Here is a 25,615-nt window from a genome sequence, read left to right on the forward strand (position 1 = left end):
CCCCGCAATTCAGCCGAAACAGCGCTGCCCTACAGGGGATGACGGAACAGCGGATCGGCGGACCCAAAACTTCTTTCTAAGATGGCGTTTGTGACCAAGGCTTGCAAGAGCCCGCCATCTGTTTTATAAAAGTGAAACATTCCGTTATTTAAGCATTAATTAATCGGTTTTGTCGATTACAGTAATCGAACATGGCCGGTTGCAATCAGCCGTCAAAAGCATACATTGAGCAGGCACGCGCGCAGGGACACCCAGGGGTATCCATGGGCTGACCGGCGCGCCAAAAGCTTTTGTCGACACAGTTTCAAACCAACTTTACAGGAGGGACGCATGGCCGTTCTCGCAGGCAAACCCGCACCGGATTTCACTTCTGTCGCCGTCATGGCCGATGGCAGCATCAACGAAAACTTCAACCTGAAAGAATATCTGGCCGGTGACTATGGCCTTCTGTTCTTCTACCCGCTGGACTTCACCTTCGTGTGCCCGTCCGAGATCCTGGCGTTCAACAACCGCATGGCCAAGTTCAAGGAACTCGGCGTGAAGGTTGTGGCCTGCTCGATCGACAGCCAGTTCACCCACATCGCGTGGCGGAACACCTCCACCAAAGAAGGCGGCCTGGGCCCGGTTGATTTCCCGATGGTTGCTGACGTGACCAAACAGGTTGCCCGTGACTATGACGTCCTGATCGAAGAAGCTGGCGTTGCGCTCCGCGGCACCTTCCTGATCGGCAAAGACGGCCTCGTCTGGCACCAGACCGTCAACAACCTGCCGCTCGGCCGGAACGTTGACGAATTCGTCCGTCTCGTTGAAGCGCTTCAGTTCCATGAAGAGCACGGCGAAGTTTGCCCGGCTGGCTGGAACAAAGGCGACGAAGGCATGAAAGCCGACGCAGCCGGTGTTGCCGACTATCTGTCGAAGCACGCCAGCGAGCTCTAAGCCCGCCGCGCCTTCAGGCGCACGCAGACAAAACGAAAAGCCCCGGTTCACGCCGGGGCTTTTTTGTGCCCCCTGCCTTCGGCGCTATCTTCCGACCTCACAAATCGCCGCGCTCTCCGTCTCCCCTTCAGGACAACCAAGCTGCAGGGAGAAGGCCGCATGCCCCTGAACCCCACCCTCAACGCCAGCGTTACCGCCACGCTGAAAGCCGTGCCCCCCGCTATCACATCGCTCCGGGACCGCAAGGATTTTGCATACAAGAATCCGCCCTTCGACATTCAGGGCGTGGTCAAGCTGTTGACCGATTTCAAACAGCAGCTGACCATTACCCAGTCGACGGCCAAGAAAAGCGACAAGGAAACGCTTCTGGCCATGACACAGAAGGCAGTGCAGCCGGCCATCAGCGAAGTCATGATGTCCAACACCAAGATCATGAAAATGCTACCGCTCAATACCAACCAGACCATCACGAGCGATACGGCAAAAAACCAGAATATAGTGTTTGAGAGCCTGGAGGAATCGACGCAGAAAATGGTGGCCGACCTGCTGGCCGACGAGGACGAGGTCGCACCGGCCGCCACAGCAGCCATCGCTATCCGGTCGATCCAGTTCACCAGCCGGCATGGGGGCGGCGTCAAGACGCTGCAACGAAACGGTCAGACCATGTTCAACCGTGCGGACGGCGTGGCGGTCGGAACCCAGCTGGATGCGGGCGGCGGCGCCTATAACAATCTCGAATGGGATATAACGCGTGGGGGCGGCGGCCCCGAGCCTTTCTCCCAGACCATGAACACGGCGCCGACCCTCAGCGTGGTGTGCCGGGTCACCGCCACGAACGGCCCGGTCACCGTCGCCAGTTTTGCCGGTCAGCTGAACGGCACCACCGGCACCATCGGCGGCGCCAACTATGGCCCGGCGAATTTCCAGATCGCGCTCAACCAGAACACCATGAACCCCGTGGCCAACACGGTGGTCAACCCGGGCGTCCCCCAGGACTTTACCGTCACCTTCACCGGCGGCACCAATTTCCCGACCGAAATCGGCCTTGCGGACCTGGGGCTGACCATCACGGTAAATTCAAATGCGCCAGCCGCGCAGAATACGGTCGCTGCCGCCAGCACCGCTTACCTGACCTTCGCCAACCCGGCTGGCACTGTCACATCTGTAGCAGCGAACAATTTCACCCTGGGGGGCGCGGTCCAGACCGTCACGCCGGCCCGGCTTGAACTGGCGATCAAGGCAGTACGGGATGGCCGTAACGCCATTGTCCAGAATCTCCCCGCGGTGCCGGTTGCCACCGGTGGCGTCCCCGGCTTCGCCTTCAATAATGCCGAAAGCAACGTGGACGCGATCTTCCTGTTCCTGAAATCCCGCGGGATTACCTTTACGCTCAACTACCGCTGGGTTCCGGGCATGAACCAGACCGGCCTTGTGACCGGGGGCGGCGCGGCGCCGGGGCTCCATACCTATCTCTGGATGTCCATGAGTCCACTTCCCATCATCGTGCCGCCCGCAAACAGGCCGCGCACAGAAGCCTGGGCCGAATGCCATAACCTGGCGGTCGGCTTCATCCTGATTTGCGAAATCCTTGGCCTCGCGCCCTTTGTCATCAACTATGGCACTGGCGGCGGGAACCAGCTCGGCTATGCCATGGACTATGCCCTGCCGCGGCGCAACGACGGCACCCCTTACGGCGCACAGGTAAACCCCCGGCACGGCAGGCTGACGGCCCAGCATACCCGCAATGTCATCAAGCCGAGTGGCGCCAACGTCCAGCAGAACCTCTGTTTCGTCGACCAGTATGGCGGCATCAACAATTTCGAAGGCGTCACGGTCTTCAACAACCAGCGGCTCTATCCGATCGGCGAGGTGATCCTGGCGGACAATAACCGCGACACCAACGCCGACAACTATTACTGCGCCTATCCCCATAACATCGACTATGTGGACCCGGCCAACAATCTGCCCGTTAACTTCAACAATGCGCAGGGCCTGGTGCCGCTGGTGTTTGCCGATGGCTGGCTATACTGGTTCTTCACCCCCTGGGGTTTGAACTGGCAACAGGGCTATGACACCAATCCCTACCCCGGTGTCTATAATCCGGTATGGATTCAGGCAGGTGCGGCGGCATGGGCGCCCTTTGGCGCCTTCTGGTGGCAAGACTGATCCCGGCAAGAGGAGTATTCCATGAGCACATCTGCATCTCCATCCACCCCATCCACCCCGCCCTATGGTGACTTGGGCCAGGTGCTGACAACGGCCCCCTCCGTCAAGGCCCGCAGGCCTTCAACAGCGGAAGAGAAAATTGCCGTGGCCGATCATATCGCCTGGCTGCAGGGCATCCTGCAGGAAGCGCTGCAACCTACCAGCAAGGATGTCGGCGCCTTCGCCGTGCTGGCGCAGGATGACGGCCGGTTCGATGAGGTCCGCGGCACCTACACCTTGGCGGACGGTACAACCGTTACCACCGCTTCCAGCAAATATGTGCTGGCCGTAACCGTGCCTGCGGTCGCCGCAAGCTCGAACCCGGCCCCGCTTGAAGATGCAGAGGCCAGCGCCCAGGCGCTTTTCGCCTGGCCCAAAGGAACGACACTCACCTTCAAGGAGTTGGGGACAGACAGCGGCCTCACCTATGGTATCCGCGACCTGACGCCGCCAACATCCAAGAGCGCCCCCCTCTGGCCAAGCTGGGACCTCACGCTTGCCTGGTGGTGCGACGGCCAGTTGGCTCATTTTATCGTCACCAAGGCGCCGGGCGGCCCGACCCAGGCCTTCATCAACCCGGCAGAGGATGCCAACCAATATTGGTTCACCCCACCGCCGAAAGGGCACAGCACACCGCCCTCTGCCACAAGCGGCTGATATTCGCCCCTACCAAGCCCCGGTCCTTGCCGGGGCTTTTTCCTATCGGTCGCACACAAGGGCGTGAAGCGCTTGTGGCCCTCCTGAATTGACGTTAGCGTGGCAGCTAAACTTTTGAAGCAAGAGAATCCTGAGGGGGAAGTATCATGACCGTTAAACCCGCCCACCTGTTGTTCGCGACCGCGCTCAGCGCCGCCGCCACCGTGCCCGCCATGGCGGCCGACACCAAGCCGAGCCTGAGCCCCGAGGAACAGGCGATCGTCCAGAAGGTGTATGCTGACTATGAAAGCCAGGTCTCGTTCCTGGAGAAGCTGGTCAATATCAACAGCGGCACCCGCAACCTGCCGGGCGTGAAAAAGGTCGGCGCGACGCTGGCAGCGGAGTTCAACCAGCTCGGCTTCAAGACCCACTGGATCGACATGCCGAAGGAGATGGACCGCGCAGGCCACCTTTCGGGTGAGCTGGCGCTCGGCAAGGGCAAGAAGATCCTGCTGATGGGCCATATGGATACGGTGTTCCCGAAGGATAGCCCGTTCCAGACCTTCCGGCGTGACGGCGACATGGCTTATGGCCCCGGTACCGCCGATATGAAAAGCGGTGATGTGGTCATCCTGTATGCGCTGAAGGCCCTGAAGGCCACGGGCCACCTGGACGCAGGCACCATCCGCGTCTTCTTCACCGGCGATGAGGAATCGACCGGCAAGCCGCTTTCGGTTTCGCGCGGGCCGCTGATTGATGTCGCGAAAGAAAGCGATATCGCGCTCAATTTCGAGGGATCGAGCTCCGGTGAGGCCGTGGTCGGCCGCCGCGGTGCTTCGGGCTGGAGCCTGGAGGTCACCGGCAAGCGCGCGCATTCCTCCGGCGTGTTCAGCCCGGACGTGGGCGCCGGTGCGATCTTCGAGACCGCCCGCATCCTAAACGCCTTCTATAATGACGTGCGCGGCCCGCACGGCCTGACCTTCAACCCCGGCGTCATCGCAGGCGGCACCTATGTGAAACAGGGTGAAAACCGCGCCGCGCAAAGCGCCTACGGCAAGGACAATGTGGTGGCGCAGAAGGTCGTGGTGAACGGCGGCCTCCGCTTCATGAGCAAGGAGCAGAAAGAAGCCGCGCGCGCCAAGATGCGCGAAATCGTCGCCAAGCACCTGCCGGTAACCGACGCCAAAATCAGCTTTGAGGACAGCTACCCCGCCATGCAGGTACGGCCGGAAAGCATGGCGCTTCTCCATGAGTTGAGCGACATCACCGAAGCCTTGGGCGCCGGCAAGGTTACGCCCTTCCCGCCGGAGAAACGCGGGGCTGCCGACGTCAGCTTCGTCGCGCCCTACCTGCCGTCGATGGACGGGCTGGGTGGTTTCGGCGGTGGCGACCATACACCGCAGGAATGGCTGAACCTTGAAAAGCAGAAGCTGGCCACCGCCCGCATCGCCGTGCTGCTGTACCGGCTGCTGCACCCGGGCCAGTAAGCAGGCATGACTGCCCCATGCGATAGCGCGCTGGATGTGGCGGCCGCCTTTTCGGCCATCCGCGCCTATGCGCTATCGCTGCCGCACGCGTGGGAGGATTTCCCGTGGGGCGAGCCCGTGTTCAAGGTGGGCAAGAAGGTGTTCCTGTTCACCGGCACGGACAAGGCGGGCCGCACGGGCTTCACCGTCAAGCTGCCGCGCTCGGCCGAGTTCGCGCTCCTCCATCCGTTCGCGGAGAAAGCAGGCTACGGCCTCGGCCGCTCAGGCTGGGTGACTTGCCGGTTCGCCGCGGGGGAGAGGGTGCCCGCCGATATGCTGTGCGAATGGGTGGCGCAAAGCTACCGCACGGTCGCCCCAAAGAAATTGGCGGCCCAGGTTCCTGACCCGGCCACAGAAGAAGATGGATATAACTGCCTCTAGACTATGGCCTCTCTCGGGGCGATACAGCCCGGTGATGGACGTCCCAGCAAAACGGGCGTACACAGCTTCATGACCATCATAATGGGAGCCCCCGATCATGAGCGAAAAGCCGTTACCCTTTGCCGACCGTATCCCTTTGGGCCAGGGAGACCTCGTTATCGGCCCCATCGCCTATGGCTGCTGGCGTCTTCAGGGTGAACTGCGCGCGGCAACCGCCCTCATCGAGGCGGCGCTTGAAAGCGGCATGACGCTGATCGATACCGCCGACATTTACGGCTTTGACGGGGAAAAAGGCTTCGGGGATGCCGAAAGCCTGCTCGGTGATGTGCTGGCGGCCACCCCAGCCATGCGGGACCAAATGGTGCTGGCGACCAAGGGCGGCGTCATCCCCGGCCTGCCCTACAACAGCACGGCGGATTACCTGATAAGTGCGTGCGAGGCTTCGCTCAAACGGCTCGGCACCGACGTGATCGACCTCTATCAGATCCACCGGCCCGACTTCCTGACCCCCGCCCCTGAGATGGCCGCGGCCCTTACCCGCCTGCGCGATGACGGCAAGGTGCGCGAAGTGGGGGTTTCCAACTATAGCCCGGCCCAGGTCCGAGCCCTGCAGGCACATCTGGATTTCCCGATTGCCAGCCAGCAGCTGGAGTTTTCCTGCTGGCGTGTGGACCCGCTTTATGACGGCACGCTCGACCAATGTGAGGAGACGGGCGCCATCGCCCTCGCCTGGTCACCGCTCGCGGGAGGCCGCTTGATGACGGGGGAGGCCAAGGAAGCCGCCGATGCCCCCACCATGCAGGTGCTGCTGGAGGTGCTGGACAGCCTCGCCGGAGATTTCGGCGTCGACCGCGCCGCCGTGGCGCTTGCCTTCACCATGGCGCACCCCGCCCCCGTCGTGCCGATCATCGGCACGCAAAGCCCTGCCCGCATCCGCGCGGCCACGGATGCGTTCAAGGTCGGCCTCACAAGGCGCGACTGGTACGATATTCTCGAAGCCCGGCTTGGCAAGCCGATGCCCTAAAAGGGCGTCAGCCGAACGCCAGATGCGCGACCCAGGCCGCCAGCGTCTGCTTGGAATAGAAGAGCCAGCCCCAGAAGGCCGTGTGCGCGGCCACGATCAGCCACAGGCGCAGGAGAAAATCCTTCTTGCGGACTTTGTGGCGAATGAGCGGCCCGAACACCAGCATCCCGGCCCAGCCGCCCAGAACCGCCAGAAGGTTCAGGGTCGATTCCGACACCCGCACGCTGCCTGCCTCTGCGCTTTTCTTATCAAGCAAATACATAAGCGCCGCCAACAGGCTCATGCCGCCATAAAGATACAGCGCCACGAATTCCTTATGGTTCACCATGACGTAAGCCACGAAGGCGGTGGGCACGAGGCCGAAGATAAACTGGCCCCAAACGAACTTACTTTTCACTATACTCTCTCCAGAAGACACATCAGGCACCGGCCGCGTCTTTCGCCATCGCAGCCGTGAAGGCCGGGCGGGCGACACAGCGGTCGGTATAGGCATTGAGCACATCGCTGTCCGGCATGATGCCGAACATGCGCATGAAATTGAGCGACGAGCCGATCAGCACATCCGCCGCGGTGAAATGGTCACCCATGATCCATTCCCGGTCCTTCAGCCGGTCTTCGAGCACCTGCACCATGGTCGGGAAATCACCCCAGCCATGCGCAAGCTTGTTGGCGGGCATATCGGAGAATTTCTCCGCCATCGCCGGTTCGATCACCCCGGGCGTATAGAGCATCCAGTATAGATAATCGGCGCGGTCGGGCGCGGTCACGGCAGGCGCGAGGCCAGCGTCGGTATATTTATCGGCAAGATAAAGCGCGATGGTCGCGGAATCGGAGACAGCCACGTCGCCATCCTGGATGGCAGGCACCTTGCCCATCGGGCTTGCCTTGATGAAATCGGCCGGGCGTTCGCCCGCGCGCACATCCACCGGCACCAGTTCATAATCCACGCCCAGCTCCTCCAGAAGCCAGATCGCCCGCATCGCCCGTGTTTGGGCACACCAATAAAGCTTGATCATTTTCTTATCCCCCGTGTCGTTACGGCCCCCAATAAATGAGCACCTGACCGGGGAAATCTCGCACATTCGGGCAGTCCCGCAAAGCTTTGTGTGGCATTGCGGGGCAGGACTACTGTCAGTCTGCTGCCACAAGCCCAGCCGGAGCGGGCGGTACCAGCGGGAAAGTCAGCGTCACCGTCGTGCCCACACCCACGATCGAATCAATGTCCATACGGCCGCCCAAAAGCGCCATAAAGCGGGAAACCAACGGCAGACCCAACCCCATGCCACTGTCTTTTTTGGTGTAGGTATCCTCCACCCGGCCAAAAAGCTCGAGCGCTGCCGGCATATCTTTCTTGTCGATCCCCGGCCCTGTGTCGATGACAGACAGAATGTAATCCTTGCCCACCACCCGGCCCCGTACCGTGACAACACCATTCGCCGGCGAATATTTCACCGCATTCGACAGAACCTTGATGATCGCCTGGCGCATCAGGCGCTCATCCGCCTTCATCTCGGCGCTTTCACATTGGACATCGACGAACAGCTGTTTCTCAAGCGCCGTGGGGGCAACAAAGCCAACGCACATGTCCGTCACGTCACAGGGGTCCGTCTCCGTACAGGTAATTTCGAACCGCCCGGCCTCCAGATCGGACACGCTGAGGATATCGGTCATCAGCGTCAGGAGGTGCTGGCCATTATTATGGATCAGCCGCAGATATTCGCGCTGCTTCTCCACATCCGCCGGTGCATGGGACTGGGTGAGCAGCAGATCGGCGAATCCGATGATGGCATTGAGCGGTGTCCTGATCTCATGGCTGATGTTGGCGAGGAAGCTGGCTTTCATGGCCAGCGCCGCGGTGGCATCCCCTTGCGCCTTATCGAGCGCGCCTGCCCGGACATTCAGTGCCTCATTCGCCACCCTGAGCTGGCTGGACAGCGCCCGGCGCTCAGTCCGTTCCTTACGGTAGCGCAGGGTAAACAGCCACATCAGCAGAAAGGCGAACAAAAGCGAGGCAAGCGGCACATGCTCAGCCCCGCTTGGGCGGCCATGCGCATACAGAAGCGTATCAAGCGCAACCGAAATCATAATCGCCACATGACCGGCCAGCGCAATCGATGCCCCATCCCGCTTGTTAAGACGCGCCTTCAGGAAAGTGGCGAGCACAATCACCATCGTCACCGCACCCAGCGAAAAATAGGGGTTCCGGAAGGCGAACATCACCGGGGTCGGGGCCCATAATGCCATGGCGCAGCCGGCCGCGCCCAAAGCAACGAGGAAAACCAGCAGAAGCCTGCTCGATTCCTTCGGGAACAGGCCATAAGCCAGCGCATAATAGCCGGGCACGACCATAAAAGAGGTGATGTATTCAAGCCTGAGCAACGTGGTAAAGGCCATATCCGGGAAGAAAATCCAGATGATGCCATCCGTCATCAGATAGCGGAACGCCATCGTCGCCAGCATGACGAAGCTGACATAATAATAGCTCTCGCCCGCGTGCCAGAAGGCCAGCAGCATGGTGTAGAGCGAAACAGCCAACAGAAAGCCGACATAGGCCATACCAATAGAAAGGTGTCGACCAACCGCATGATGCGCCACTGCAACCTTGCTGACCGCAGGCGCCCGAATGAAGCCGACATAGAAATGGACATCGTTGGAAACCTGGATCACCAGGTCGAACTCACGGTCCGGGAAGGTGAATTGCATCATCCACGGCGGCGCGTGGGTTTTCGTATCCATATCGGGGCCGGGCTGACCGTCCCCACCAAGGTCGACTACGCGGCGTGCGCCGGTCTCCTTATCGGTCAGGACAGCATAATAATGATAAACGGTGCGGATTTTCCCCGGCAGCAGGGCATAGTCATAGCCCGCGCCGTCCAACGTTACATGGCGGACATAGGTTGCCACACCGTAAGCGCCGTCCGGCCCCTTATCCGACATATGCTTCCAGATATGCGGCAGCGTGACAGGAAGCGCCCCACGGCCGACCGAGGCCTCGACAGGGTCCACGATCTGCCCGGCATAGACCTTCCAGCCGTCTTTAAGAACCGTGACCCCAGGGTCCCCCGGCGAAAAGGACGGCACAACGGCGTGCACAGGCCCCGCGAAGGCAGCCATCAGGCAAAAGATCGCAATTATCCAGCGCACGCGGTTCTCCAAGCGCCGACCCCCCAGTGTGACAATTACACCCTAACTTGCCTTGTGCCGCCAATCCAGCCTGCAAATGACAGACCCGTCGCTTCAATTTGTCGCCCCACCTGCCCTTGAAGGTTGCACAAGCTGTCGTATCTTAATGGGTACCAAAGGGAGACATCTGATGATCAGACCAATCGGACACTCGGGCCTTAAGGTGGAGGCCATCGGCCTTGGCTGCATGGGCCTTTCGGAATTCTATGGCGCCCCGACCGACAAGGACGCCGCCATCAAGCTGATCCACGAAGCCATCAGCCTCGGCGTCAATCATTTCGACACCGCCGAAATGTACGGCATGGGCGCCAATGAGACGCTGGTCGGCGCGGCGCTCAAGGGCAAGCGCGACAAGGTGGTGCTGGCCACCAAATTCGGCCCGATGCGCGACCCTGAGACCGGCCGCCCCGTCGGCATCGACGGCAGCCCAGCCAATTGCCGCCGCGCGATCGAAGGCTCCTTGAAGCGCCTCGGCACCGATTATGTCGACCTTTATTATCTCCACCGCGTATCGCCGACCACCCCGATCGAGGAAACGGTTGAGGCGATGGCCGAGCTTGTGAAGGAAGGCAAGGTCCGCGCGATCGGGCTTTCGGAAGCCGCGAGCGACACCATCCGCCGCGCCGCCGACGTGCACCCCATTGCCGCCGTCCAGTCCGAATATTCCATCTTCAGCCGCGATATCGAAGACACGGTCCTCAAGGCCTGTGCTGATGTGGGCGCGAGCCTTGTGGCCTATTCGCCGCTCGGCCGCGGCATGCTGACTGGCGCCTTCACCAACGACAAGCGCCCCGGCGACAAGGACTATCGCAGCCTGATGAACCCGCGCTTCCAGAAAGGCGCTTATGAAGCCAACCTGGCGCTGGTTCAGGAAATCGAAGCGGTCGCGAAAGCGAAAGGCGCCACACCGGCGCAGGTCGCGCTCGCCTGGGTCATCGGCAGGGGTGACAATATCCTGACGATCCCGGGCACCACCAAGCTCAGCCACTTGAAGACCAACCTCGGCGCCTATGATGTGGCCCTTACGGACGGGGAAACAGCCCGGCTTGATGCCCTTGCCGACAAGGTCAGCGGCAACCGCTATGACGAGCGCGGCATGGCGGTGATTTACGGCTGACGGAAACGGATGGGGGACCGGCGTCTTAGCCGTCGTCCCACTATTCGGCTGATCCGATCAAGCCAATCGAAACTTTCCATGGTGTGGGCGTGCTTCGGCCATTGTGAAGACGCGCCCATGGCCTTATGTAGGAAAGCGAACCCCAATATCCTGTCGGCGGGCCCTGAAGGCATGGCCCGCCCGAAGTACAAGAGGACCCGGAAATGACCGCGACCAAACATACCAAGATGCTGATCATCGGCTCAGGCCCCGCAGGCTATACCGCCGCCATTTATGGCGCACGCGCGAGCCTCAACCCCGTGATTGTCACCGGTATGCAGGCGGGCGGCCAGCTCACCATCACCACCGATGTGGAAAACTATCCGGGTTTCGCAGAAGCGGTCCAGGGCCCGGAGCTGATGGAAGCCATGCGCGCCCAGGCCGAACATGTCGGCACCGAAATCATTTATGACCTGATCACCGAGGTCGACCTCAAGGCCGTGCCGAAGCGCGCGGTCGGCGACAGCGGCACGGTTTACACCGCCGACACGCTCGTGATCGCGACCGGTGCCCAGGCCAAATGGCTCGGCCTGCCGTCCGAAGAAAAGTTCAACGGCTACGGCGTTTCCGCCTGCGCCACCTGTGACGGTTTCTTCTACCGCGGCAAGGAAGTCCTCGTCATCGGCGGCGGCAACAGCGCGGTTGAGGAAGCGCTTTACCTCGCCAACCTGTGCTCGAAGGTCACGATCATCCACCGCCGGGAAGAATTCCGCTCGGAAAAGATCCTGCAGGAGCGTCTGTTCGCCACCAAGAATATCGAGGTGAAGTGGAACACGGTGCTTGATGAAGTTCTCGGCACCGAAGACCCGCTGGGCGTGACCGGCGTGCGGCTCAAGAACGCCCAGACGGGCGAGACCGAAGAGCTTGCCGTGCATGGTGTGTTCGTCGCGATCGGCCACAAGCCGTCGACCGAAATCTTCAAAGGCCAGCTGCCGATGGACGAACAGGGCTATATCATCAAGAAGCCGGACAGCACGGCAACCGACATCCCCGGCGTGTTCGCCGCCGGTGACGTGACCGACAAGGTCTACCGTCAAGCCGTGACCGCCGCCGGCATGGGCTGCATGGCCGCGCTCGAGTGCGAAAAATATATCGCCGAGCTGGAGCACGCCGCAGCCGCCGAGTAAGCGTATCTGTCAGAAAATTTCGGGAAAGGCGGCGCAGTGCCGCCTTTTCTTTTTGCCCTCAGGCCAGCGCCGTTTGCACGGAGGTGCGTGCCTGCATCCCGGCCTGCGTCAGCTCGCAGACATTGGCGCCGTCGCCCCGGTTGACGAATTTGATGAGGCCCGCACCGGTGGAGCCTAGCTCGGAGATGAAGTGATAGGCCTGCGGTTCGGTCATACCCACGGCCTGAGCCACCTTGCCCACGGTCGGGTCATCAAGGTCGAGGATCATCAGGAAACAGATAATCGCCTCCGCCGTCAGCGACGGATACTGGCTTTTGAAAAGAAAGGCCGCTTGTTCGAGTACCGATTTGTTGCTCAAGGCGTCTTCGCTCCTGTAAGATGTCGATTGTATTGAAAACAACAAGTTACAGCAAGCGGCGTTAGCACCCTTGCGTGCACAGGTTGGCAATGGCATCGTCAACCCCTAAAGGGGTGCCGAAGGGGAACGCACAGGATGGACTGGGACAGGCTTCGTATTTTTCACACTGTCGCCGAATGCGGCAGCTTCACGAGCGCGGGGGCGCGGCTCAACTGCAGCCAGTCGGCTGTCAGCCGCCAGATCCGCGCGCTTGAGGAAAGCCTGAATGTCTCGCTCTTTACCCGGCACGCCCGCGGCCTCGTCCTCACGCAGGAGGGGCAGGAGCTTTATAACACCGCGCGTGAGGTGGTGCTCAGGATCGAGGAAACCGAACGCAGCCTGATGGAATCGAAGGAGCGGCCCTCAGGCCTGTTCCGCGTGACCACCATGGTCACCTTCGGTGCCGTGTGGCTGACACCGCACCTGGAACAGTTCATGGCCGAATATCCGGATATCGACATCCAGCTTATCCTGGACGACCAGGACCTGGACCTGTCCGCCGGGGCCGCCGACGTGGCGATCCGTCTGCATGAACCGGAACAGGCCGAGCTGATCCAGCGTCCGCTGGCCACCTTCCATGCCCATATTTACGCAAGCCCGGAATATCTGGACAAGCACGGCACGCCGGTCACCACCGACGACCTGGATTTCCATGACCTGATCACCTTCGGCATCTCAAACGTGCCGACAATCCGGGAACTGAACTGGCTGCTGACCGTGGGGAACCCGCGCAAGAAGCGCAAGCCCCGGCTACAGGTCAACAACCTTTATGCCGTGCTGCACGCGGTTGAGCGCGGCATGGGCCTCGCGGTCTTGCCGGACTATCTGGTCTATAACCGCAAGAAGCTGGTGCGGGTGCTGCCGGACGTGAAGGGCCACAGCTTCAACAGCTATTATTGCTACGCGCCGGAGCTTCGCGGTTCCCTCAAGGTAGCGCTGTTCCGTGATTTCATGATCCGGCAGATCAGGGCCGAGAGCAATATCCTCTAGCCCCTCACCCCGGGCAACTTACTGGCAGTGCGGATCATCAAGGCCGACGGTATAGGCCTTCTTGATGACGTCACCTTCCTCCAGCGCATAGGCCGCGTCCATCCCCTTCACCACATGACCGAACATGGTGTAGCGGCCATTGAGATGCAGGTTATAGGCGGTATTGATGAAGAACTGGGTGCCGCCCGTATCCTTGCCGGAGGTGGCGAGCCCCACGGTGCCGGGCCGGTGGTCGGAGACGAACCATTCGTCGCGGATACTGCCCCAGTTGTTGATATCCTTATTCTCCACAGCCCCGGCCTGGGCGACAAAATCCGGGATCACCCGGTGCCACACCATGCCGTCCATCTTTCCGGCATCGGCCAGGCGGCGGAAATTGGTCGCCGTATAAGGCGTGCGGGGCTCAAACGCGATGCAGATATCGCCGCGCGTCGTCTCCAGAAGCAGGTCCCGGCCCAGGTAGGAACGGACAAGCGCATCGCGCGGGGTTTTCCGGGCGGGCACCCGCGTCTCCAGGCTAGGGTCAAGCCGGACGGCGGCGTCATAGCCGCGCGCAGTGCCCTGATGGCTATCGGCATAATCCTGCAGCACGGCCTTGCCTTCATCGCTGCCCGCCAGGATGCCCATCGCCTTATAGGCCAGGTAATAGTCCTTGCCCTGAAGCCACTCACCGGCGACATCGTTCGCCGCGGGCCGGTCGACATCAGCCAGGCCTTCAAGCGCGGTCGCCGCCAGCCATTTGTTGGGGTCCTTCACCATGGCGCGCAGGATTGTGGCCGCGGCCTTTTCGTCAGGCGCCCGGCGCGCGAGGCTCGCAAGGCTGATCTGGCGGATGAAAACATCGCCCTTCTGTGCATGGGCCGCAAGATAAACTGCCGTGGTTTCATCCGTGCGGCCACCCATGGCGCGCACCGCTTCATAGCGCATGGCCTTGGTGCCCGTCTCCGCGATCTTGACAAGCATGGGCCCCGCGCCTTCACCGAACTGGCCGAGGAGACGCACAAGGCGCGGCTTCACGCCATCGTCCGCCTTCTCGATGGCGGCATAAATGGCCTTGGCATCGAGAACCGCGTCCAGGCCCTGAAACCGGGTAAGCAGGTAAGCCGCCGCCACGCCGCGCTCGCCTTTATCCGAGAGCGCCAGCACATGGGGAAAATCGAGGTCAGACAGGTGCCGGGCATCCATGCGGTCATAAACGATCGCCTGCATGAGGCCATAAAGCGGTGCGGTCGCCTTCACGCCCGTCTCATCCGCGCCAATGGCATTCACCGCTTTGACAAGAACACTGAGCGCCGCCTTGCCACCCGAAAAACCGAGCGCCCGCATATAGGCGTCATAGACCTTCGCGTCCTTGGGGTCGGGCGCCGGAGCAGCCAACAGCGCGGGGGCGAGGCCCTTGTCCTGACAGTAAGCGGCGCCTGTGAAAGCCGCGCGCCGGGCTTCCGCCACGCCCGAGTCAAAATAAGGGGTGAGCTTGCGGCAAGCATCGCCGCCAATCTGGCCGAGCATCTCCAGCGCGTCGTAATCGCGGGCCTTCAAAGCCTCCTCAAACACGGGATTCGCCGCATCTCGGGCGTCTGTCGCCGCCCTCATCTCAGCCATGAAAACATTTTTTGCCGCTGAATTGACAGCGCTTACCTGGCCGCCTGCAGCAAAAGTTAACAGAAGGGCGGCAATCATGTTCCGGTGTATCATTCTCTACTCCCGCGCTAAACCGTTGCCCAATATAACGTTTTTGGGTCAGCATTGCTGTACTATTTTTAACCCGCCTAAGCCATTCGTTAAACAAATGGTCACAAAAGCGTAACTATGCATAAAACGCATAGCTGGTACGGCAGAAAAAAGGGTTTTTCTATCCGGCCCACAGGCATATATACCTCTCAACAGCGGCGAACGCGAAAGCGAACCGCTTACGAATTTGACGGCATACCGTTGGTCTTCCGTCATAAAGGTCGGTCCCGGGGTTCCTCCCCCCTCCCCCCCCACTTCCCCCCCGGGACCGGCCCTTTTCGTCTTAAGTGTTTCTAAGACGCATGAACCTCCCTATGTTTACTAACTTTTTAGACCCCGGCTTTTGCCGGGGTCATTTTCTTTGTGGCAGGATTCCAGGCCAAAAGGCCGCCCCCACTTGCGCGGGGCACGGACTTCAGGACAGCCGCTTTTTAATGAATCGGAATCCGTAAAGGCTGGGCGGGTTGGCGCACTTAGCCTGCCAGTTCTTCGCCGCGCGTGCGGGCGGCGTGCATGGCTTCCGCCATCAGCGCGGCAAGGCCGGCTTCGTCCCGCATCAGAATATCAAGCGCCGCCTTGGTGGTCCCGCCCGGGCTTGTCACCCGGCGCCTCAGTTCAGCCGCGGGCACATCGGGCTGGGCTTCCATCAGATGCGCGGCGCCAATGATGGTCTGACGCGCAAGCTTCATCGCCACATCGGCCTCCAGCCCTTCGGCAACACCGGCCGCCGCCATGCATTCGACCATATAGAACACATAGGCCGGGCCACTGCCGGACACGGCCGTGACCGAATTGATCTGGTCTTCATGGTCGAGCCAGACGACCTGACCGATGGCAGATAGCAGACGCCCTGCCACCGCGCGGTCATCCGCCGCCACATTGGGCGCAGGCGCGAGGCCGGTGATCCCGGCGCCGACAGCCGCCGGCGTGTTCGGCATGGCGCGCACGAAGCGGGCGGAAACCCCCAGGCCTTTTTCAAGCCGGGCAACGGTGATCCCGGCAGCAACCGAAATCACCAGCGTTTCAGGGACCGTAAAGGCACCGAGAGGCTTGAGCGCATCGTCCATCACCTGCGGCTTCACCGCCAGCACCAGCGCCCGTGCGGTCAGCCCCGCAGGCAGGGCATCGGCGCTTGTCACAAAATGATCCGCAGGCACGCCCGGCAGGACGTCAGGGCCTGCCGCGGGGTCAACCACATAAAGCGCATCTGCCGGATGGCCTGCCTTCAGCCAGCCTTCGGCCATGGCGCGGCCCATGTTGCCGCAGCCGACCAGAATGAGCGGATGGTGAGTGTCGAACCCGTCATGCATGATGATACCCCTTACACGGACGCCAAAGAGAGAACGGGCGGAGCATAGCCCCGCCCGTCCGTGTCGGCAAGTCGCCCGGCCAGCTTTGACGCCTCCGGGCCATTTCGCTCCCTAAGCCGTGCCTACGCACTCTAACATGGCGGCCTCGATCGCGCCTTCGGGCGACTGCCCTCCCCACATTACAAACTGGAAGACCGGATAGAAGCGCTCGCACTCATTGACCGCATTATCGATCATCGTCGCGACATGCTCCTCGCTCAAGGCACCCAGCATCGGGTCGTTGGCAAGGCTGGCATGGCGATAGAGAAGCGCGTCTTCTTCCGCCCAATATTCGAAATGGCCGATCCACATACGTTCATTGATCAGCCCGATGGTGTGATAGATATCCATCCGCCGCCCTTCCGGCACGCGGAGGTCGAACAGGCAGGCAAATTGAAGGGTCTTGAAATCCTCGCGCCAGAAAACCCGGAACTGCAGGTCGGTATAATGGCCGGAGATGAACATAGTCAGTTCATCGTCGCCATGGCGCTCGACGGCCCAGTCATTGGCGCCCGCCATTTCCTCGACCATGTCGACAGGATTGCTGTGGATTACTTCGGAGTGTCCGGTACTTAAGGTGGTCATCTCGTTTCCCCCCGGAGATGCTGCCTGCCGGATAAAGACCGGCAGATCTGGTTACGCCGGTCGCGTTACTGTTGACTCTGTCGAACCACGAAATCTGGCTCCTTCCAACATTTATAACACTAGATGTAGCGTGCCAAACGGATGAGTCCGTGGCAAGGGCTTATTCGGATTTGGGGATATTTTCTGTGGAAAAGTCCCTGAAGGACCATTCTGATATGGCGAATAAAGCCGCGCGGACAGAGCGTTAGAATCCGCTCTTCACCCATTGATTCCAAAGACAGATTATTGCGCGGATCAGGCCTTTTTGGCGGCCTTGGCCGGGGTCTTTTTCTTGAGTGCGTCGATTTCGGCGCGCAGTGCTTCGTTTTCGAGGCGGGCTTTTTCAGCCATATCACGCACAACTTCGAACTCTTCGCGGCTTACCAGGTCCATCTGGGACAGCTGACGATCGAGCCAGGCACGGAAATGATCTTCCATCTCGGCCTTCACGCTGTGGGCAGCACCCACGGCACCGGTGGCGAGTTTGGCGATATCGTCGAAGATTTTGTTGCTGGTTTGCATGGTTCCGTATCCTTATGCGTGCACGCCCCTTCATATGGGCGAATCCGGCCCCGATGGCAAGGCCCGAGTTGTCGCAGCGTTGCCGCAGGGCCGATGCCCACACCCGGTGCTTGACAGCCGCGCCCATGCCGCCATGATGGCGCCAAACAATAGCCGGGGACCCCCACATGCTTGATTCTGCGCTCATGGGCGTCATTGCCTATCCTCAAATCGACCCTGTTCTCGTCCACCTCGGGCCGCTGGCGATCCGCTGGTACAGCCTTGCCTATATCGCGGGCCTCCTGTTCGGCTGGTGGTTCATAAGGCGGCAATCGATGAAACCGGGCGCGGCCATGTCCGCGGCCCATATGGACGATTTTCTAACCTGGGCGATCCTCGGGGTCATCCTCGGCGGGCGCACAGGCTATGTGCTCTTTTATAACCTGCCCTTCTATATCCAGCACCCGGCTGAGATCTTCAAATTGTGGGACGGCGGCATGTCCTTCCACGGCGGGGCGCTCGGCGTCATCCTCGCCGTCATCTTCTTCTGCAAGAAGAACAAGCTGGACCTGATGCGCGTGGCCGACGTGGTCGCGGTCGTCACCCCCGCCGGGCTTTTCGCCGGCCGCATCGCCAACTTCATCAATGGCGAACTGTGGGGCCGCCCGACCGATGTGCCGTGGGCGATGGTCTTCCCGCATGACCCGACCCAATTGCCCCGGCACCCGAGCCAGCTTTATGAAGCTTTCGGTGAGGGCATCATTCTGTTCCTGATTCTCCAGTTCCTGTTCCACAAAACGCGGGTCGCCAAGGAAATGCCGGGCTTTATCGCCGGTGTCTTCTTCGCGGGCTATGGCCTGACGCGCATTCTGGTCGAATTCGTGCGGATGCCGGATGTGCAGGTCGGCCTTTATCACGGCATTTCGCGCGGGCAGATGCTCAGCGTGCCCATGTTCCTGTTCGCCGCCTGGCTGATGTGGCAGGGCATCAAGCGCAAGCGCGCAAGCAAGAAAGCCTGAGGGCGGCATGACCGCGCTTAAAAAGCTTATCCTCAGGCGCATCGCCGCCGAGGGACCGATGCCGCTTTCCGACTATATGGCCATGTGCCTGATGCACCCGAAGCACGGCTATTACCAGAAGGAACGCGTGTTCGGGAAAGCGGGCGATTTCATCACCGCGCCCGAAGTCAGCCAGATGTTCGGGGAGGTGATCGGCCTGTGGCTGGCGGAACGCTGGATCGCCATGGGCGGCCCGTCGCCCGTTCAGCTTATCGAGCTTGGCCCCGGCCGCGGCACATTGATGGCGGATATCTGGCGCGCGACCCGCAAGGTGCCGGGCTTCCATGCGGCAGCATCTGTGCATTTTGTTGAAGCAAGCACACAGCTGCGCGCGCTCCAACGCGAGAAAATGCCCGCCGCCCACTGGCATGATAATCTGATGACCGTGCCGGAGGGGCCGAGCCTGATCGTCGCCAATGAATTTTTCGATGCCCTGCCGATCCACCAGTTTGAAAAGCGTGACGGCCTGTGGTTCGAACGGCTGGTCGGCGCGGAAGACGACACCCTCGGCTTCACGCTCGGGGCGGCAAGCGCCAAGCTCGCGCTCATCCCCGATGCTGTCAAAGCCGCGCCGAACGGCAGTATCGCCGAAGTCTGCCCCGCGGCGCTGACCGTCACCAGCACCATTGCCGAACGGCTGAAGGCCCATGGTGGTGCCGCGCTGATCCTTGATTACGGCTATGCCCGCTCCGCCCCCGGCGACACGTTCCAGGCCCTGAAGGCGCATCAATATACCGATCCGTTCGCCGAACCCGGCGCTGCCGACCTGACCGCCCATGTCGCCTTCGACAGGATCGCCGAAACCGCCCAGGAAGCCGGGCTGACGGCCTCCGCCATTGCCGAACAGGGCACGTTCCTGATGACGATCGGCCTCGGCGCCCGCGCCCAGCAGCTTGCCGCAGGGGCCGATGACGCCGGGCAAGCGCGCATCCTCAGCGAGCTCAAGCGCCTGACAGCACCCGATGAAATGGGCCAGCTTTTCAAGGTGATCGCGCTTCAGTCCCCCGGCCTTACCCCGCCGCCGGGCTTTTGACGCCCATAAGCCTTTTCACCGCCCCAATGGCTGATTATGCTGGCCGCACACGAAAATGAGGCCCGCCCAATGACCCATATAAAAAGTCCCGACATCCACGCCCCGCACGCTTTCCTGAGCCGGATCGGTGGTGTGTCGGACGGCGTGTATGAAAGCCTCAATTGCGGGGCCGGGTCGGATGATGTGCCCGCGCATGTGCAGGAAAACCGGCGCATCGCAGCGGGGCTGATTTCAGGCACACCAGACACGCCGGTCCTGAGTTGCTACCAGGTGCACGGTGCGGGCGCGATCCATGTCACCGAAGACTGGGGTAATGACCGCCCGAAGGCCGACGCCATGGTCACCGACCGGCCCGGCCTGATCCTCGGCATCCTCACCGCCGACTGCACGCCGGTCCTGTTTGAGGACGCCGAAGCCGGTATTGTCGGGGCCGCCCATGCGGGCTGGAAAGGCGCGTTCGGCGGCGTGACCGACAGCACCGTCGCGCTGATGGAAGACCTGGGCGCAGACCGCAGCCGCATCCATGCCGCGATCGGCCCGACCATCGCACAGGCGAGCTATGAGGTGGATGCTGGCTTCCGCGAGACCTTCCTGAAATCCGACGAAAGCTTCGACCGTTTCTTCATCCCCGGCAAAGATGCCACGCATTTTCAGTTCGACCTGCCCGCCTTCGTGCGCCACCGGCTGGCGGATGCGGGCATCACGCACATATGGGACGCCGGGCTCGACACTTATGCAAGTGCGGATCATTTCTCCTACCGGCGGACGACTCACCGGCACGAGCCGGACTATGGCCGCCAGCTTTCCGGCATCATGGTGCGCCCATAAAGGGAAACTGCGTAATAATGGTACACCTCAAGGGGGTGGAACGCGCAATCGCCCGGTAAAACGCCCATGCGGCTTTACACACCCGCCCCCCGCTGATAAACCGTGCGCGAAACAAAACTGTCTTCATCTCACGGAGGCCATTTAATGGGCATGAAGATCCTGACCGGGAACTCTAACCCGGAACTGGCGGAGGCCATCGCCGCCTATTTGAATATGCCGCTCGCCAAAGCGGCTATTAAACGCTTTTCCGACCAGGAAGTGTTTGTGGAGATTCATGAAAACGTCCGTGGTGAGGACGTTTTCCTGATTCAGCCCACCAGCTTCCCGGCCAACGACCATATGATGGAACTTCTGGTGTGCATCGATGCGCTCAAGCGCGCATCGGCCCGCCGGATCACCGCGGTCATTCCTTACTTCGGCTATGCCCGTCAGGACCGGAAGCCCGGCCCGCGGACGCCGATTTCGGCCAAACTGGTGGCAAACCTCATCACCACCGCCGGGGCCGACCGCGTACTGACCATGGACCTGCACGCAGGCCAGATCCAGGGCTTCTTCGATATCCCGACCGATAACCTCTATGCCATGCCGGTTCTCGTTCGCGACCTCAAAGAAAAATACGCTGGCCGCAAGACCATGATCGTGTCGCCGGACGTCGGCGGCGTGGTTCGCGCCCGTGCCTACGCCAAGCGCATGGATGCCCCGATCGCCATCATCGATAAACGCCGCGAACGCGCCGGGGTTTCCGAAGTGATGCATATCGTCGGTGACGTGGAAGGCTATGATTGCGTGCTGGTCGATGACATCGTCGACAGCGCCGGCACCCTCTGCAACGCAGCCAAGGCATTGCATGCGCACGGCGCCAAGTCGGTTTCGGCTTATGTCGCCCACGGTGTGCTTTCCGGCCCGGCGATGGAGCGGATCAAAAACAGCGTGATGGACGAACTGGTCATCACCGACAGTATCCGCCCGTCGGACGATGTGAAGGCGAACCCGAAGGTCCGCGTGGTTACCGTAGCGCCCCTCTTGGCCGAAGCCATGAACCGCATCGCGCACGAGACCAGCGTTTCCAGCCTGTTCGACTAAGCGCAAGCGCACTTAAAGATACAAAAAAGCCCCTGCCCTAACCGGCGGGGGCTTTTTGCATTTGGGGCGCAGGCTTCAGTAAACCAGAAACTGGCCGAGGCCCTGGTGCTCAAAGAAGCTGTGGAGCTGGCCGCTGCGTTTCAGCGTATCGAGCATGGCGCCGAGGTTGGCCGCCGTGATCGGCGCACCCGCCCGCACCATCAACGGCAGATGATAGTCCTGGTCATGCGGCGGGATAATCTCCACCTTCCCGGCGAGGGCCTTGTCGCGCTTCTGGCTGCAGGCGAGGAACATGTCGCTAACGATGGCCAAATCCACCGTGCCGGCCACCAGATATTTCAGCCCCTGTGTCTGGGTCTCGGCAAACATCACATCAAAGTGGCTTTTCAGGAACTTCTGGTCGGCATCGAAGTCGGCAAACGCGTAATGATACCCCAGCGTAAGCGCCATGCGCCGCTTCAGGCGGTCATCGGGTTTAAGGCTTGCATCCCATGAGCCCTTACGGGCGACAAACACTTCATGGCCTGAAAGGATGGGGCGCGTGACCTCCACACTGATCCCCGCATCCGCCCAGCCCCAGGTCGGCATTTCGAACATCAGCACATCGATGGCCCCTGACCGCATCAGCTGATACCGCCGCTGAGCCGGGATCGGCACGAAAACGAAATGATAGTCGGACTGGATTTTGTTCAGGCGTTCAATAAGCGCAGGCGTGACTGCATGCGCGCCCCCGACGAAGGGCTCGAACTGGTAGCCACCAACCTTGATGTCTTCTGCCGCTTTGACGCCGGTCGCCAGTGGCCCGAGGAGGGCCAGCACCATTAGGGCAGAAAGCCACCTTCCTAAAAAGGTAAACACACACAATCCTCTATTCATCATTCTCTCGGCCCCTCGATGAATATCGGCCATCTATCGTTAAATTTTCATAAATTCTCCAAACAAAGGTGTCCGCTGTGTACTATTAAGCAATTCCAGATATTATATCCCTAATGGCTTTACTTTAAGCTTAGTAATACAACTTATATTTTCATTGTTTCTGCCCTATAAATAGGACAGAGCGACTTACGCTCACCGTGCTCGCCTTATTCTCCCAGGAAGGGAATGCCCCCCGGAACTGGATACACGCGCGGGCAATAGGCCGCCCAGACACGCATCAGGCCTTCCCATGAGCATACTCAGGGGCGATTAGGCTTGCTTTTCCGGGCATTTCGCGTTAAATCGCGCCCGACTCTGATGGCATCGGCCGTCAGGGAAAGTCCGCCCTTGCATCCCTGGAGGAAGTGGCGGTCAGGTGCGGGATGGTCCCGTCCCTGAATAAAGTTTTTGGAGAAATACCATGGCTGACATCGTCACCATCGTTGCCGAAGCGCGCGAACGGGTAGGCAAGGGAGCCTCCCGCGCCGTGCGTCGTGCTGGCAAAGTGCCTGCAGTAATTTACGGCGACAACAAAGAACCCGAATCGATCCAGATCCCGCAGAACGAGATCATCCGTCTTCTGAACCGTGGCGGCTTCATGTCCCACACGTTCGAAGTTCAGGTTGGCAAAAAGAAAACCACAGTTCTGCCGCGTGACCTGCAGCTGCATCCGGTTTCGGATCTGCCGATCCACATCGACTTCCTGCGCCTCGGCAAAGGCATGGATCTGGTTATGGAAGTACCGGTTCATATCACGGGCGAAGAAGTTTCCCCGGGCATCAAGCGCGGTGGTGTTATCAACCACACCCGCCACGCCATCGAACTGCACGTTCCGGCTGACGCCATTCCGGAAGCCATCGAAGTTTCGGTTGCTGGCCTCGACGTCGGTGAAGCCATCAAGATCAGCGCTATCGAGCTGCCGAAAGGTTGCCGTCCGACCATCGATCGCGACTTCACCATCTGTGCCATCGTTGCACCGAGCGGCCTGAAGTCGACCGAGAACGCGGCTGACGAAGGCGCAGAAGAAGACGCTTCGGAAGAATAAGCACGCACAGAGGGTGCCTGAACGCAGGCGCCCTCCACTGCCGGAGGAACGTATCCCATGCTGCTTTTTGTCGGTCTTGGCAATCCGGGCGGCAGCTACGAAAAAAACCGGCACAATGTGGGTTTTATGGCGGTGGACGAGATCGTGCGCCGCCATAATTTTTTGCCCTGGCGCAAGCGCTTCCAGGGGCTGGTGAGCGAAGGCACACTGGGCGGCCAGAAAATACTGCTTCTCAAACCCCAAACCTTCATGAACCTTTCGGGCCAGGCCGTTGGCGAAGCCATGCGCTTCTTCAAGCTCAATCCGTCGGACGTGTTCGTGCTGTATGACGAGCTGGACCTCGCGTTCGGCAAGGTCAAGGTGAAGACGGGCGGCGGGGCTGCGGGCCATAACGGTATCCGCTCCATCACCCAGCATATCGGGGCCGATTTCCACCGCGTACGGATCGGCATCGATCACCCGGGTGACAAGGCGCGTGTGCACGGCCATGTGTTGGGCGATTTCGCCAAGGCCGAACAACAGCTTCTGGAGACGATCCTCGACGCGGTAGCCCAGGAAGCCGGCTATCTGGCCGCAGGCGACACACCGCGTTTCATGAGCGAAGTCGCCCGCACCATCAATCCGCCGCGCGAGAACGGTGGCGGCAAGAAACAAAAGGCCGACACGGCCGCACCGGCCGAGGCGGGCACCAAGCCTGCCGCAAAGCCGGTTGAGAAAAAGAATTCCGAGGGCCCCATGGCAGCCATGCTGCGCGCCTTCAAGTCAGGAGATAAATAGATGGGTTTCAAGTGTGGCATTGTCGGCCTGCCGAACGTGGGTAAATCGACGCTTTTCAACGCGCTGACCTGTACGGCATCGGCCGCTGCGGCCAACTATCCCTTCTGCACGATCGAACCGAACGTCGGCCAGGTGCCGGTGCCGGATGAGCGGCTGTACAAGCTGGCTGAAATCGCCGGTTCGAAGGACATCATCCCGACCCAGTTGTCGTTCGTGGACATTGCCGGTCTCGTGCGCGGTGCTTCCAAGGGCGAAGGTCTTGGCAACCAGTTCCTCGCCAACATCCGCGAAGTGGACGCCATCTGCCATGTGCTGCGCTGCTTCGAGGACGACGACATCACCCACGTTGATGGCCGCGTTGACCCTGTCTCGGACGCTGAAACCATCGAAACCGAGCTGATGCTCGCCGACCTTGAAAGCCTGGAAGGCCGCGTCCATGGTCTCGGCCGCCGCGTGCGTGGGGGCGACAAGGAAGCCAAGGCGATGATGGACATGATCGAGCGCCTGATCCCGCTCCTGAAGGAAGGCCAACCGGCGCGCATGGTCGAAATCAAGGATGACGAAGAACAGAAGACGCTGGAAATGCTTCAGCTCCTGACCTCGAAGCCGATCCTTTATGTCTGTAACGTCGAGGAAGAATGCGCTTCCACCGGCAACAAATTCTCCGAAGCCGTTCAGGCGATGGCCGCCGCGCAAGGGGCCGCCTGCGTCGTGATCTCCGCCGCCGTTGAAGCCGAAATCGCCCAGCTGGACGAGGAAGAGGAAAAAGCCGAATTCCTGGAAACCCTCGGCCTTGGCCAGACCGGCCTCGCCCGTGTGATCCGCGCCGGTTACGACCTTCTGGACCTCATCACCTATTTCACGGTGGGCCCGAAGGAAGCCCGCGCCTGGACCATCACCAAGGGCACCAAAGCCCCGGCGGCCGCAGGCGTCATCCACACCGACTTCGAAAAAGGCTTCATCCGCGCTGAAACCATCGCCTTTGATGACTTTGTATCGCTCGGCGGTGAACAGGGCGCGAAGGATGCCGGCAAGATGCGGCTTGAAGGCAAGGAATATGTCGTTGCCGACGGCGACGTCCTGCACTTCCGCTTCGCGAACTAAGCCTCA

General features: G+C 60.8%; 25 protein-coding genes. 16 read left to right on the forward strand and 9 right to left on the reverse strand.

Going from position 1 to position 25,615, the window contains the following annotated elements; all coding sequences use genetic code 11:
• Positions 1-330: 330 nt before the first annotated feature.
• From K6118_RS11370 to K6118_RS11395, 6 genes are all read left to right on the forward strand, one after another.
• The gene (locus K6118_RS11370; protein WP_247120472.1) at positions 331-936 is read left to right on the forward strand and encodes a peroxiredoxin; all 606 of its coding nucleotides are present in this window, start codon (positions 331-333) and stop codon (positions 934-936) included.
• A gap of 159 nt (positions 937-1,095) precedes the next feature.
• Positions 1,096-3,102 carry a hypothetical protein gene (locus K6118_RS11375; RefSeq protein WP_247120473.1) on the forward strand — a complete coding sequence of 669 codons (2,007 nt, stop codon included), beginning with the start codon at positions 1,096-1,098 and terminating at the stop codon, positions 3,100-3,102.
• Between the two features lie 21 nt (positions 3,103-3,123).
• Positions 3,124-3,798 (forward strand): hypothetical protein, encoded by a 675-nt coding sequence (locus K6118_RS11380; protein ID WP_247120474.1) that lies wholly within the window; start codon positions 3,124-3,126, stop codon positions 3,796-3,798.
• Positions 3,799-3,944: 146 nt separating this feature from the next.
• On the forward strand, positions 3,945-5,264 hold the full coding sequence (locus tag K6118_RS11385) for a M20/M25/M40 family metallo-hydrolase (RefSeq protein ID WP_247120475.1): 1,320 nt from the start codon (positions 3,945-3,947) through the stop codon (positions 5,262-5,264).
• 6 nt (positions 5,265-5,270) lie between these two features.
• Positions 5,271-5,684 carry an MmcQ/YjbR family DNA-binding protein gene (locus tag K6118_RS11390; protein WP_247120476.1) on the forward strand — a complete coding sequence of 138 codons (414 nt, stop codon included), beginning with the start codon at positions 5,271-5,273 and terminating at the stop codon, positions 5,682-5,684.
• A 97-nt stretch (positions 5,685-5,781) separates the two neighbouring features.
• Positions 5,782-6,708: an aldo/keto reductase gene (locus K6118_RS11395; protein WP_247120477.1), complete on the forward strand. Its 927-nt coding sequence runs from the start codon at positions 5,782-5,784 to the stop codon at positions 6,706-6,708.
• A 7-nt stretch (positions 6,709-6,715) separates the two neighbouring features.
• On the opposite strand, the gene K6118_RS11400 is transcribed toward K6118_RS11395, so the two are convergent.
• From K6118_RS11400 to K6118_RS11410, 3 genes are all read right to left on the reverse strand, one after another.
• Positions 6,716-7,105, reverse strand: a complete 390-nt coding sequence (locus K6118_RS11400; protein ID WP_247120478.1) for a DUF1294 domain-containing protein — start codon at positions 7,103-7,105, stop codon at positions 6,716-6,718.
• A gap of 22 nt (positions 7,106-7,127) precedes the next feature.
• Positions 7,128-7,724, reverse strand: coding sequence for a glutathione S-transferase family protein (locus K6118_RS11405; protein ID WP_247120479.1), 597 nt, complete (start codon positions 7,722-7,724; stop codon positions 7,128-7,130).
• 115 nt (positions 7,725-7,839) lie between these two features.
• On the reverse strand, positions 7,840-9,852 hold the full coding sequence (locus tag K6118_RS11410) for a sensor histidine kinase (RefSeq protein ID WP_247120480.1): 2,013 nt from the start codon (positions 9,850-9,852) through the stop codon (positions 7,840-7,842).
• Between the two features lie 166 nt (positions 9,853-10,018).
• Between K6118_RS11410 and K6118_RS11415 the strand changes: the two genes are divergently transcribed.
• Both K6118_RS11415 and trxB read left to right on the forward strand, forming a co-directional pair.
• On the forward strand, positions 10,019-11,008 hold the full coding sequence (locus K6118_RS11415; RefSeq protein ID WP_343269948.1) for an aldo/keto reductase: 990 nt from the start codon (positions 10,019-10,021) through the stop codon (positions 11,006-11,008).
• Positions 11,009-11,211: 203 nt separating this feature from the next.
• Positions 11,212-12,174, forward strand: a complete 963-nt coding sequence (gene trxB, locus K6118_RS11420; protein WP_247120482.1) for a thioredoxin-disulfide reductase — start codon at positions 11,212-11,214, stop codon at positions 12,172-12,174.
• A gap of 58 nt (positions 12,175-12,232) precedes the next feature.
• On the opposite strand, the gene K6118_RS11425 is transcribed toward trxB, so the two are convergent.
• Positions 12,233-12,532 carry a hypothetical protein gene (locus tag K6118_RS11425; RefSeq protein WP_247120483.1) on the reverse strand — a complete coding sequence of 100 codons (300 nt, stop codon included), beginning with the start codon at positions 12,530-12,532 and terminating at the stop codon, positions 12,233-12,235.
• 135 nt (positions 12,533-12,667) lie between these two features.
• Here K6118_RS11425 and K6118_RS11430 point away from each other — a divergent pair, with 135 nt between their 5' ends.
• A complete protein-coding gene (locus K6118_RS11430; RefSeq protein ID WP_247120484.1) occupies positions 12,668-13,561 on the forward strand; it encodes a LysR family transcriptional regulator in 894 nt (297 codons plus the stop codon).
• Between the two features lie 18 nt (positions 13,562-13,579).
• On the opposite strand, the gene K6118_RS11435 is transcribed toward K6118_RS11430, so the two are convergent.
• The 4 genes from K6118_RS11435 to K6118_RS11450 all read right to left on the reverse strand — a co-directional run bounded on the left by K6118_RS11435 (position 13,580) and on the right by K6118_RS11450 (position 17,787).
• Positions 13,580-15,163 carry a peptidylprolyl isomerase gene (locus K6118_RS11435; protein WP_247120485.1) on the reverse strand — a complete coding sequence of 528 codons (1,584 nt, stop codon included), beginning with the start codon at positions 15,161-15,163 and terminating at the stop codon, positions 13,580-13,582.
• A 602-nt stretch (positions 15,164-15,765) separates the two neighbouring features.
• Positions 15,766-16,602: a pyrroline-5-carboxylate reductase gene (gene proC / locus K6118_RS11440; protein WP_247120486.1), complete on the reverse strand. Its 837-nt coding sequence runs from the start codon at positions 16,600-16,602 to the stop codon at positions 15,766-15,768.
• A gap of 111 nt (positions 16,603-16,713) precedes the next feature.
• Positions 16,714-17,226, reverse strand: a complete 513-nt coding sequence (locus tag K6118_RS11445; protein WP_247120487.1) for a type III secretion system chaperone family protein — start codon at positions 17,224-17,226, stop codon at positions 16,714-16,716.
• Positions 17,227-17,520: 294 nt separating this feature from the next.
• Positions 17,521-17,787 (reverse strand): accessory factor UbiK family protein, encoded by a 267-nt coding sequence (locus K6118_RS11450; RefSeq protein ID WP_247120488.1) that lies wholly within the window; start codon positions 17,785-17,787, stop codon positions 17,521-17,523.
• A gap of 167 nt (positions 17,788-17,954) precedes the next feature.
• Here K6118_RS11450 and lgt point away from each other — a divergent pair, with 167 nt between their 5' ends.
• The 4 genes from lgt to K6118_RS11470 all read left to right on the forward strand — a co-directional run bounded on the left by lgt (position 17,955) and on the right by K6118_RS11470 (position 21,768).
• Positions 17,955-18,785 (forward strand): prolipoprotein diacylglyceryl transferase, encoded by an 831-nt coding sequence (gene lgt, locus K6118_RS11455; protein ID WP_247120489.1) that lies wholly within the window; start codon positions 17,955-17,957, stop codon positions 18,783-18,785.
• A 7-nt stretch (positions 18,786-18,792) separates the two neighbouring features.
• On the forward strand, positions 18,793-19,857 hold the full coding sequence (locus tag K6118_RS11460; protein WP_247120490.1) for a class I SAM-dependent methyltransferase: 1,065 nt from the start codon (positions 18,793-18,795) through the stop codon (positions 19,855-19,857).
• A 69-nt stretch (positions 19,858-19,926) separates the two neighbouring features.
• Positions 19,927-20,685: a peptidoglycan editing factor PgeF gene (pgeF, locus tag K6118_RS11465; protein ID WP_247120491.1), complete on the forward strand. Its 759-nt coding sequence runs from the start codon at positions 19,927-19,929 to the stop codon at positions 20,683-20,685.
• Positions 20,686-20,835: 150 nt separating this feature from the next.
• Positions 20,836-21,768: a ribose-phosphate pyrophosphokinase gene (locus tag K6118_RS11470; protein ID WP_343269949.1), complete on the forward strand. Its 933-nt coding sequence runs from the start codon at positions 20,836-20,838 to the stop codon at positions 21,766-21,768.
• Between the two features lie 75 nt (positions 21,769-21,843).
• On the opposite strand, the gene K6118_RS11475 is transcribed toward K6118_RS11470, so the two are convergent.
• Entirely contained in the window at positions 21,844-22,590 is a 747-nt protein-coding gene (locus K6118_RS11475; protein WP_247120493.1) for a type 2 periplasmic-binding domain-containing protein, read from the reverse strand.
• A gap of 514 nt (positions 22,591-23,104) precedes the next feature.
• On the opposite strand from K6118_RS11475, the gene K6118_RS11480 reads away from it, so the two are divergent.
• From K6118_RS11480 to ychF, 3 genes are read left to right on the forward strand one after another with little or no spacing between them, the layout of a single operon-like run.
• Positions 23,105-23,728: a 50S ribosomal protein L25/general stress protein Ctc gene (locus K6118_RS11480; protein ID WP_247120494.1), complete on the forward strand. Its 624-nt coding sequence runs from the start codon at positions 23,105-23,107 to the stop codon at positions 23,726-23,728.
• 57 nt (positions 23,729-23,785) lie between these two features.
• A complete protein-coding gene (gene pth, locus K6118_RS11485; RefSeq protein WP_247120495.1) occupies positions 23,786-24,505 on the forward strand; it encodes an aminoacyl-tRNA hydrolase in 720 nt (239 codons plus the stop codon).
• The gene (gene ychF / locus K6118_RS11490) at positions 24,506-25,609 is read left to right on the forward strand and encodes a redox-regulated ATPase YchF (RefSeq protein WP_247120496.1); all 1,104 of its coding nucleotides are present in this window, start codon (positions 24,506-24,508) and stop codon (positions 25,607-25,609) included. It begins immediately after the preceding gene.
• Positions 25,610-25,615: the final 6 nt, after the last annotated feature.

It is taken from the genome of Kordiimonas marina, from assembly GCF_023006325.1.
Classification (GTDB): Bacteria; Pseudomonadota; Alphaproteobacteria; order Sphingomonadales; family Kordiimonadaceae; genus Kordiimonas; species Kordiimonas marina.

Coding starts and splice junctions, on each gene's coding strand:
- K6118_RS11370 (WP_247120472.1), top strand. CDS start 331: ATGGCCGTTCTCGCAGGCAAACCCGCACCGGATTTCACTTCTGTCGCC.
- K6118_RS11390 (WP_247120476.1), top strand. CDS start 5,271: ATGACTGCCCCATGCGATAGCGCGCTGGATGTGGCGGCCGCCTTTTCG.
- K6118_RS11430 (WP_247120484.1), top strand. CDS start 12,668: ATGGACTGGGACAGGCTTCGTATTTTTCACACTGTCGCCGAATGCGGC.
- K6118_RS11435 (WP_247120485.1), bottom strand. CDS start 15,163: ATGGCTGAGATGAGGGCGGCGACAGACGCCCGAGATGCGGCGAATCCC.
- K6118_RS11475 (WP_247120493.1), bottom strand. CDS start 22,590: ATGGTGCTGGCCCTCCTCGGGCCACTGGCGACCGGCGTCAAAGCGGCA.
- K6118_RS11380 (WP_247120474.1), top strand. CDS start 3,124: ATGAGCACATCTGCATCTCCATCCACCCCATCCACCCCGCCCTATGGT.
- trxB (WP_247120482.1), top strand. CDS start 11,212: ATGACCGCGACCAAACATACCAAGATGCTGATCATCGGCTCAGGCCCC.
- proC (WP_247120486.1), bottom strand. CDS start 16,602: ATGCATGACGGGTTCGACACTCACCATCCGCTCATTCTGGTCGGCTGC.
- K6118_RS11450 (WP_247120488.1), bottom strand. CDS start 17,787: ATGCAAACCAGCAACAAAATCTTCGACGATATCGCCAAACTCGCCACC.
- ychF (WP_247120496.1), top strand. CDS start 24,506: ATGGGTTTCAAGTGTGGCATTGTCGGCCTGCCGAACGTGGGTAAATCG.
- K6118_RS11375 (WP_247120473.1), top strand. CDS start 1,096: ATGCCCCTGAACCCCACCCTCAACGCCAGCGTTACCGCCACGCTGAAA.
- K6118_RS11405 (WP_247120479.1), bottom strand. CDS start 7,724: ATGATCAAGCTTTATTGGTGTGCCCAAACACGGGCGATGCGGGCGATC.
- pth (WP_247120495.1), top strand. CDS start 23,786: ATGCTGCTTTTTGTCGGTCTTGGCAATCCGGGCGGCAGCTACGAAAAA.
- K6118_RS11480 (WP_247120494.1), top strand. CDS start 23,105: ATGGCTGACATCGTCACCATCGTTGCCGAAGCGCGCGAACGGGTAGGC.
- K6118_RS11470 (WP_343269949.1), top strand. CDS start 20,836: ATGAAGATCCTGACCGGGAACTCTAACCCGGAACTGGCGGAGGCCATC.
- K6118_RS11445 (WP_247120487.1), bottom strand. CDS start 17,226: ATGACCACCTTAAGTACCGGACACTCCGAAGTAATCCACAGCAATCCT.
- pgeF (WP_247120491.1), top strand. CDS start 19,927: ATGACCCATATAAAAAGTCCCGACATCCACGCCCCGCACGCTTTCCTG.
- K6118_RS11395 (WP_247120477.1), top strand. CDS start 5,782: ATGAGCGAAAAGCCGTTACCCTTTGCCGACCGTATCCCTTTGGGCCAG.
- K6118_RS11460 (WP_247120490.1), top strand. CDS start 18,793: ATGACCGCGCTTAAAAAGCTTATCCTCAGGCGCATCGCCGCCGAGGGA.
- K6118_RS11385 (WP_247120475.1), top strand. CDS start 3,945: ATGACCGTTAAACCCGCCCACCTGTTGTTCGCGACCGCGCTCAGCGCC.
- lgt (WP_247120489.1), top strand. CDS start 17,955: ATGCTTGATTCTGCGCTCATGGGCGTCATTGCCTATCCTCAAATCGAC.